This window comes from Microcystis sp. LE19-41.2A, from assembly GCF_027530405.1.
Taxonomy (GTDB): domain Bacteria; phylum Cyanobacteriota; class Cyanobacteriia; order Cyanobacteriales; family Microcystaceae; genus Microcystis; species Microcystis aeruginosa.
On the sequence record NZ_JAPZQJ010000359.1, the window covers coordinates 1 to 8,646 of the forward strand.

Genomic DNA, 8,646 nt, shown 5'->3' on the forward strand with positions numbered 1-8,646 from the left:
ATGGAAATTTTTTCTTTCTTCCAGACATCGATAATTTTTTGGCGAAAATCTACGGAATAGGGTCTCATAGGAAGCTGGTAAGTTCTATTATTTGTCTATTTGCTTTCCATTGTACCTCATAGCTCCAAGAATTGCTATATAATATTAAAATGATTGATGGAGCCTTGATTCAATTACTTTATCGCTTCCAAGGATCGCAGTTATTATCCCATAGACTAGCTTTCTTCTCATCCCCTTATTTATAATCTTTTCAAAATGAGCCAGAACTATATGAAGAAGATGAGATATTTGCCGATATTATCGACAAAAATATTGTAGCTGTACCGATTAGATTTGATTACGATCCTGATAATTTTCAAGAGATTCATCACCCCAGATGTCATCTCACCCTAGGACAATTCAAAAACTGCCGAATTCCAGTGTCCTCCCCTTTAACACCCAGCATATTTATTGCTTTTATCCTTCGTAACTTTTACAATACAGCCTATCATCTATATTCCGAGCAGATCAATTTTAACAATCAGCGATTTCCAGAAACCATAACTGAAATAGAAACGAATATACTACATTTTGCTATTAAATCTCCCTCTCTATAGTCCCTATTGGATTTACCCTCATACAGTTCAGCGAAACCTCGAAATTTTTTCTCAAAAAAGCTTGACAAAATCCCTCAACTTGCCTTATACTTTCTAGTATAATGGGAATCCGTGCCTGCCTGCGAACAGCTATTTTTTCAAGGAATAAGGAGTCAGGGAAAATAAAGACTCCTTAACTGAAGACAGTTTATTTGTGGAATTGGTGCAGTAGGTTGCGAAATTCTGGAAAACTAATCTGATGATCGCGACTTGTATCGGCCTGCTGTAACATAGCTTCGATTTCCTTGTCTGTCACCCCCGGTTCGATCGCCTGAAGACAAGCTTTTAACTCCTCAAGGCTAATTTGTCCGGAGCCATCACTATCGAATAGCTGGAATCTTTCCAATAAAATTCTTTCCTGTTGATCACGATCGCTGTCACTACTAAAAGATAGACGATCAAAGACCTGAAAAGCGCGGGCGATATTTTGCCATAATTGACGGGACAGAGGACGATGGAGAATCGTTTCCTCCTCCTGACCGGTAACTCCGTACTCCCGACGCAAAGACTCGACAGTTTCCGTTTCCGAGGCCGGCAATTCCGTCAATAAATGCTTGATCGCCTCCCTGGAACTCTTACCGGTTAACACTTCCAGCAATTCTGACCCCACCCGGCGATCGGGGTCTTTTTTCCAAGTCACCAACAAACTTTCTAACAAAGCATCGCGGTAACTCTGCAAACGCAACCAATCCTCGCGACTATACTGCTTGTCCGGATCGAGAAGTTCGGCCGATTCCACACCCAACTCCGTTAGAATTGCCTGATGTTCGGCCTCGGTAATCGTCAACTCTAAGCGCATTTGTTCTAGGATTTCGAGGCTGTGGCCGAAGTCAGTATATCCCTCCTCCAAAGCCTCTTTTAACAAGGCTTTATAGGCTTTTAAACACTTCTGGTGGCTGAAATCCGGCAGTATCTTGGCCAATACATACACCTCATCCGCGTGCAAAGCTGACAGCGATCGCCCATCAAGATATTTAGCCGTATCGAGACCCAGTTTACCCAACTGTTTACGCAATCTTCCCGCTAGTCCTTCTCGTTGGTAACGGTCGGGATCCCTTGTCCAGGTGCGATATAACCATAAACTACTCAAAACAGCCGGTAAAATATCAGCGAAATAATACCAAAATTTTGGCAAAAGATTAATAAAAGGACGACCAGCGAAAATAAAGAAGAAATTGAAAATCAGAAAAGTTCCGACAGTAAAGACGCGGTGACGGATAATTTCGGTCGGTAAGGGCGACTTTTTGCGGATTCTATAGACTTTATAGGCATTTTCAACTTTTTTACCGAGAAAGTAACCCAAAAAAGTGCAGATTGCCAAAGTTAAGGAAACAGCTACCAGCTTCGGAATCGCAATTGCCTGACCAGCAAGATAAAAACCCGGTTGAAAGAGGGATTCTAGTTGATTTTCTTCGTGCGCCCAAGCTCCAGAGAAATAATAGTCCCAATTGCCAGCATAGAGATAATAATAGATAGCATAGCCAAAAACTAAGCCAAAATAACCGTAATAAAGCCATTGGCGATCTCTGTTAGTAATCCCATCCCAATAGGATCTTTCCGCATCGATATCGATACAGGGACTCTGACAGGCAACACAGGCACTTTGTTCGCTACCATCTTCCCGGACAATACGACACATAGATTGAGTAATCCCACCGCGACTGTCTTCGTGAGCGGTACTATTTAGTAAACCCCTCGGTTCACCGTAAATCCTTTCCACTGGACTCATGGGACAGAAATAGTTACACCAAGATTTGCCCCCATACCAATAACCCACAAAGATCGCCACTAGAATAGTAAAGATTAAAAAGCTACCCAAGACTAAGCGATCGGAATTATCAAAGAGAATCCGTCCGCATAAACCCAAAAATAACAGACTTAATTGTAGATAGAGATAATTCCGGGCTAACCAAGAGTTTTTCGGCACTTTATAGATTTCATAGCGGACTTTCCCCGATTTATCGGTGTATTTTTTCTGACGCTGTTTACCCAAAGCGCGCGGTATTTGAGAAAGAAAGGATAAAGGACAGATACGCCGCCAGAGTTCGTGACCGAATACTAATAAGATAAAAATGCTACTAGGAACCACTATTCCCCAAAAAATCGGCGCAGCTAACTGATAGGAGGATTGGGGTAGGCAAACTCCCTGGACTTTAATGCACACATCGGGATCAACTCTCAGGGGACTAGAGAGATTATTAGTATCGGTTAATTGTGCCGAAATCGGGTCAAAAAACAGAGAAAATATCAGAATTAACCAAGCGATGGTAACAACCCATCGCAGATAGTGCATTGATCGTTCGGGAATTTGTGCAAACATAGGTCTAAGTAGTGACGGAGAAGAGACTTTTAAGGGAGATTAGGGCTTCAATCCTCGAATTATCAAGCTTTTACTTTAATAGCGGCGAAAAACTTGCCTTTTTGAGGGACTGCATTGCCTTTTTCTACCCCCGAGGAAATTCCCCTTCAGGCAGCAGGGTGCGGCGTTGACAAATTAACAGTGATCCAGTATATGTGGGAAAATTGTCTTAAAATATTATCTACGCTGCTACTATCACTAGACTAGAACATTAAAGAGCGTATTGGCTTAATCCTTCTCAAAAGTTTAAATTCTATGGCTGAAAGCTTGAACCATAAATCCGAAAAACCCTCTCCTCCTCCCGTCCCCCAAGAAAACCCTTGGCTAGAAGCAGTTAAAACCATTGTCACGGCTGGAATTTTGGCTTTTGGCATCCGCACTTTTGTGGCCGAGGCCCGTTATATTCCCTCTTCTTCCATGGAACCCACTCTCCAGATTAACGATCGCCTAATTATCGAGAAAGTTAGCTATCATTTTCAGAAGCCAGAACGGGGTGATATAGTGGTTTTTAGTCCGACAGCCGCTCTCAAAGCTCAAAATTTTCATGATGCTTTTATTAAACGGGTGATTGGACTGCCGGGGGATAAGGTGGAAGTCAAAAACGGTCTAGTTCACGTCAACGGTAAAGTTTTAGCGGAAAAGTATATCGCCGAAGAACCTAATTATACTTTCGGACCGGTGACAGTTCCCCCCGATCAATATTTGGTTTTGGGCGATAATCGCAATAATAGTTATGATTCCCACGCTTGGGGCTTCGTTCCCCGGGACAACTTAATCGGTCGCGCCGTGGTGCGTTTTTGGCCCTTCAATCGTCTGGGAGGACTTGACAACCCCGACGCTGCCATAAATCAGAATTAATGTCAACAAAATAAATATAAAAATTCCCCCTAAAACTAGGGGGATTCGGCCATCTATTTGAACATATTACTCACGGAATTGTCCTCATGAATGCGCCATATTGCCTCCCCCAGAATCGGGGCAACCGGCAAGACTTTCAGTTGCGGGAAAAGATGTTCTTGGGGGACGGGAATCGTGTTAGTAACGATCACTTCCTCGACTATGCCACTGGATAAACGCTCGATCGCCGGACCAGAAAAAACCGGATGGGTGGCACAAGCATAAACCTGTCGCGCCCCCTTGGCTTTCAGTAACTGCGCCCCTTGAGCGATCGTACCGGCCGTATCGATCATATCATCGACTAAAACCGCCGTTTTATCCTTAACATCGCCGATCAAGTTCATCACTTCCGCCACATTATGGGTTTGCCGGCGTTTATCAATAATTGCTAGGGGAGCATCACTGAGTTTTTTGGCAAAAGCCCGCGCCCTGGCCACCCCACCCACATCGGGAGAAACCACGACGATATCGGGTAATTGTTTACTGAGAAGATAGTCCACCACCACTGGGGAACCGTAAACGTGATCGAAGGGAATATCGAAATAACCTTGAATTTGGGCCGAATGCAAATCCATGGCCAACACGCGACTTGCCCCCGCTTCCGTGATCAGATTAGCCACCAGTTTAGCGGCGATCGATTCCCGGCCGGCGGTTTTGCGATCGGCGCGAGCATAACCATAATAGGGAATTACGGCGGTAATTTGTCGGGCAGAAGCACGACGACAGGCATCAATCATGATCAACAATTCCATCAAATGATCGTTGACGGGATTGCAACAGGGTTGAATTAAATAGACATCACAGCCGCGGATCGATTCCTGAATCTGGATGTACAATTCACCATCGGCGAAACGTTTACGAATCATCGGACCCACATCCATGCCCAGATAACGGGCCACCTCTTGGGCAAGAGATACATTAGCGGATCCCGAAAAGAGACGAAGACGATTGCTGTCCGACGCGGCGGGAAACATCGGATGTCGCATCAAAGTAGCAGAATAGCTCACAGCAGATTCTTTACCCTCAAACTCAAGGCACTTTTTTCTATCATCTCAGTTTTGTTGAAAATCTGAGTGGATTTCTTTGTTAGATATTGCCGCCGGATTTTGTCAAAACCGATTAACGTTTGGCTAACTTTTTCACCGGTAATTTACGCAGACGGACCGATTTCGGGGTAATTTCTACCAACTCATCCGGTCCGATGTATTCGAGGGCGCGTTCGAGACTCATATCCACGGGGGATTGTAACTGAACCAATTCATCCCCGGTGGCGGAACGATGGTTAGTTAACTGTTTAGTTTTGCAGATATTGATCTCCACGTCCTGGGGCCGGTTGCTTTCGCCGATAATCATGTTTTTATACACTTTTGTCCCCGGAGTAATAAAAAATACCCCCCGGTCCTCGGCGTTTTTGAGGGCGTAGAAAGTGGCGACTCCTTCCTCAAAGGCAGTAATCACGCCATTGTAACGGGTGGCCAATTCCCCGGAGAAAGGACGATATTCGAGAAAACTATGGTTCATAATCCCCTCACCGCGACTCAGACGGATAAATTCGCCCCGGAAACCGATTAAACCTCGGGCCGGAATCACGAATTCCAATTGAGTACGGCCATTGCTGCCCGTCTGCATATCCTGCATTTCCCCTTTCCGTTGGCCGAGACGTTCGATACTGGAACCCACCGCTTCTTCGGGTACATCTAAAACGAGGTATTCGTAGGGTTCGCAGGGTTGACCGTTAATTTCGCGGTAGATAACTTGCGGCTGCGATACTTGGAATTCGTAGCCTTCCCGACGCATGGTTTCGATGAGAATGCCTAAATGCAGTTCCCCCCGTCCCGAAACCAGGAATTTCTCGGCAGAATCACTTTCTTCCACCCGCAGGGCGACATTAGTTTCTAATTCTCGCATTAGACGATCGCGAATTTGCCGCGAGGTGACAAAAGTGCCTTCCTGACCGGCAAAGGGAGAATCGTTCACCGAGAAGGTCATTTGTAGGGTCGGTTCATCAACTTTAATTAGGGGTAAAGCTTGCGGGTCATCGGCTAAAGTTACGGTTTCCCCGATGTTAGCGTCGGCAAAACCAGCCACAGCAACGATATTACCGGCGCTGGCCTCGTTTAGTTCCACCCGTTTGAGGCCCTCAAAACCAAGAAGTTTTGTTATTTTACCCTTGACAACCGCGCCCGTATCCTTTACTAAAGCTGCCTGTTGACCAGCTTTAATTACGCCGTTATGGATGCGGCCGATAACGATGCGTCCTAAGTATTCCGAGTAATCGAGGGTGGTTACTTGCAGCTGTAGGGGTTTGTTAACGTCCCCGGCCGGTGGTGGAACGTGGTGTAAAATCGCTTCAAAGAGGGGCTGCATATCTTTGTCTTCGTCTTCGAGGCTTTCTTTGGCGAATCCTTGCATCCCGGAAGCGAACAGAGTAGTAAAATCACATTGGTCGTCATCGGCACCCAGTTCCACAAACAGATCGAAAACTTTGTCCACGGCTAGGTTAGGATCGACGTTAGGGCGATCGATTTTATTGACCACGACAATCGGTCTTAATCCCTTTTCTAGGGCTTTTTTCAGCACAAAACGGGTTTGGGGCATCGGCCCCTCGTTAGCATCGACAATCAGGATACAACCGTCCACCATACCTAAAACCCGTTCCACTTCGCCACCAAAGTCGGCGTGACCGGGAGTATCGACGATGTTAATCAGGGTGTCTTGGTAACGAACGGCGGTGTTTTTGGCCAGAATGGTGATACCGCGTTCTCTTTCGAGGTCATTGGAATCCATGACGCAGGTGGGTACATCTTCCCCTTCTCGAAAGATTCCCGACTGTTTGAGGAGTGCATCGACGAGGGTGGTTTTCCCGTGGTCAACGTGAGCAATGATAGCAACGTTACGGATAGGCAGAGACATAAAATATTGAAGTAGTCTTAGGTTTATTTTTACAAGTAAACATTTCTTAATAATTCTAGCTTAGACTGACCAGCACCGTTAGCAAATCTTTATTTTTCCTTGCTTTCCCATCAGCAAGCTCTACTGATTACTGTTGACAGACTCCCCAAACCCTAGGCAAGCAACCCACCCTCACAGGAGTCGAGACGATAGAAAAGACGACTGGAGGCAGGGGGTAGGGGTAAATTAAAGCTAGAGTGAAAATCCTCTTGAACTTTGTAGGTTAAGCGAGGGGAAACTTGGCGAACAATTTGCGTCAACAGTTTATCACCGGTTTTTTGGAGAATGGGACGGGGAATCTTATAAATAAACTTGGGAAACTTAACCATAACATCCATACGCAGTTCCCAGGTGACTTGGGTGATAACCGCCGGAATATCCCGTCCCTGTTGCCGAAAAATTGCCTCAATTTCCCGACTAGGAGAAGATAGCGGCATTTCCTCTAGTTTCATAATTGCCTGATAATCCACTAGATAGCCTAAAAACGGTTGATCGGGAATGGGGACACTGCGAGTATGATAGACTCCATTGACGGGCAGATCGAGAACCACAGCGATTTTCGGCTCCAGTTCATAGCCAAAAGCTCCATATTTACCGATGGTGATAATATAACCATTGTCACCGAAGGGCAGAGTTTTCATCGGTTCGGCACAACGACAAAACCAACCTTCGTGAGCGCGCAGATAATCGGCAACCTTGTCCTGATTGCTATACATATCCATCGCTCCGGCAAAATGGGTTTGAAAACCAAGAAATTGATTGTCTTCTTTGACTTCTACAGATTCGCGAGCTAGGGAGTTAATGGGGGGACGCTGCATGACTTATAAACTGGGCAAATGATAGTACTAGAAACATTTGGGGATTAACCGCCAAAGGATCAGGGAAATTTGTAGAATCGAGATTAGTGTAACGTATTGTTAAAAACTATTAGGTCAAGAAGCGATGAAAGCATTTGTAGCAGGAGCCACAGGGGAAACGGGACGGCGAATTGTTGCCCAATTAGTCGAACGTCAGATTCCCGTCCGCGCTTTGGTGAGAAACCGCGAGAAAGCGGCGGAAATTTTGCCCGCAGGGGTGGAAATCGTCGTCGGAGATGTCCAACAGGCCGATAAGTTAGAGGCACTAATCGCTGATTGTAGCGTTTTGTTATGCGCCACGGGAGCCAGACCGAGTTTTAACCCCACGGAACCTTTGTTAGTGGACTACTTGGGAACTAAAAATCTCATCGATGCCGCAAAAAAGAAAGGAATCGAGCATTTTGTTCTCGTTACTTCCCTCTGTGTATCGAACTTTTTCCACCCCCTCAATCTCTTTTGGTTAATTTTATTCTGGAAAAAACAAGCGGAAGACTATTTAATCAAGAGTGGCTTAACCTACACCATTGTGCGCCCCGGCGGCCTGAAAAACGAGGATAACCTTAATGCCATTAAAATGTCATCCGCCGATACCCTTTCTGAGGGCAATATTCCCCGCACAAAAGTGGCTTCCGTTTGCGTAGAATCCCTATTTTATCCCGCCGCTAACAATAAAATTCTCGAAATTGTTGCTCCCTCAGATGCTCCCAATCTCGATTGGACTCAATTGTTTCAAAGTGTCGGCTAAACAGTAATCAGTTAGGTTCTTCGTTACTTGGTATGGTTCGATAGGGGGGCATAAATCGACTAAATCCTTATCTGGCAAGAGACTTAATTGATTAGTTCGCTCTAGAGCAAAAACAATTGACAAAAATCGCTAAATGCTTTTCTATATAAGGGTTCCATCCCTTATAACCCCCGTCCATTGCATAACAATTACCGAAGAGCC

At 45.4% G+C, this 8,646-nt stretch carries 6 protein-coding genes and 1 pseudogene; 3 read left to right on the forward strand and 4 right to left on the reverse strand.

Annotated features, from left to right (window positions below):
* Window positions 1-131 precede the first annotated feature (131 nt).
* Window positions 132-596: pseudogene (locus O9290_RS14485) on the forward strand (DUF2290 domain-containing protein).
* 187 nt (window positions 597-783) lie between these two features.
* Here O9290_RS14485 and O9290_RS14490 read toward each other — a convergent pair.
* Window positions 784-2,955 (reverse strand): EF-hand domain-containing protein, encoded by a 2,172-nt coding sequence (locus O9290_RS14490; protein ID WP_288058327.1) that lies wholly within the window; start codon window positions 2,953-2,955, stop codon window positions 784-786.
* Between the two features lie 294 nt (window positions 2,956-3,249).
* Here O9290_RS14490 and lepB point away from each other — a divergent pair, with 294 nt between their 5' ends.
* A complete protein-coding gene (gene lepB, locus O9290_RS14495; protein WP_002761427.1) occupies window positions 3,250-3,852 on the forward strand; it encodes a signal peptidase I in 603 nt (200 codons plus the stop codon).
* A gap of 53 nt (window positions 3,853-3,905) precedes the next feature.
* Here the strand turns inward: lepB and O9290_RS14500 are convergent, their stop codons facing one another.
* The 3 genes from O9290_RS14500 to O9290_RS14510 all read right to left on the reverse strand — a co-directional run bounded on the left by O9290_RS14500 (window position 3,906) and on the right by O9290_RS14510 (window position 7,661).
* Window positions 3,906-4,877 (reverse strand): ribose-phosphate pyrophosphokinase, encoded by a 972-nt coding sequence (locus O9290_RS14500; protein ID WP_079207867.1) that lies wholly within the window; start codon window positions 4,875-4,877, stop codon window positions 3,906-3,908.
* Between the two features lie 133 nt (window positions 4,878-5,010).
* Window positions 5,011-6,804 carry a translational GTPase TypA gene (typA, locus tag O9290_RS14505; protein ID WP_002761429.1) on the reverse strand — a complete coding sequence of 598 codons (1,794 nt, stop codon included), beginning with the start codon at window positions 6,802-6,804 and terminating at the stop codon, window positions 5,011-5,013.
* A 152-nt stretch (window positions 6,805-6,956) separates the two neighbouring features.
* Window positions 6,957-7,661 (reverse strand): DUF1997 domain-containing protein, encoded by a 705-nt coding sequence (locus O9290_RS14510; protein WP_002761430.1) that lies wholly within the window; start codon window positions 7,659-7,661, stop codon window positions 6,957-6,959.
* Window positions 7,662-7,785: 124 nt separating this feature from the next.
* Between O9290_RS14510 and O9290_RS14515 the strand changes: the two genes are divergently transcribed.
* The gene (locus tag O9290_RS14515) at window positions 7,786-8,445 is read left to right on the forward strand and encodes an SDR family oxidoreductase (RefSeq protein WP_002761432.1); all 660 of its coding nucleotides are present in this window, start codon (window positions 7,786-7,788) and stop codon (window positions 8,443-8,445) included.
* Window positions 8,446-8,646 lie beyond the last annotated feature (201 nt).

Coding starts and splice junctions, on each gene's coding strand:
- O9290_RS14490 (WP_288058327.1), bottom strand. CDS start 2,955: ATGTTTGCACAAATTCCCGAACGATCAATGCACTATCTGCGATGGGTT.
- lepB (WP_002761427.1), top strand. CDS start 3,250: ATGGCTGAAAGCTTGAACCATAAATCCGAAAAACCCTCTCCTCCTCCC.
- O9290_RS14500 (WP_079207867.1), bottom strand. CDS start 4,877: ATGCGACATCCGATGTTTCCCGCCGCGTCGGACAGCAATCGTCTTCGT.
- typA (WP_002761429.1), bottom strand. CDS start 6,804: ATGTCTCTGCCTATCCGTAACGTTGCTATCATTGCTCACGTTGACCAC.
- O9290_RS14510 (WP_002761430.1), bottom strand. CDS start 7,661: ATGCAGCGTCCCCCCATTAACTCCCTAGCTCGCGAATCTGTAGAAGTC.
- O9290_RS14515 (WP_002761432.1), top strand. CDS start 7,786: ATGAAAGCATTTGTAGCAGGAGCCACAGGGGAAACGGGACGGCGAATT.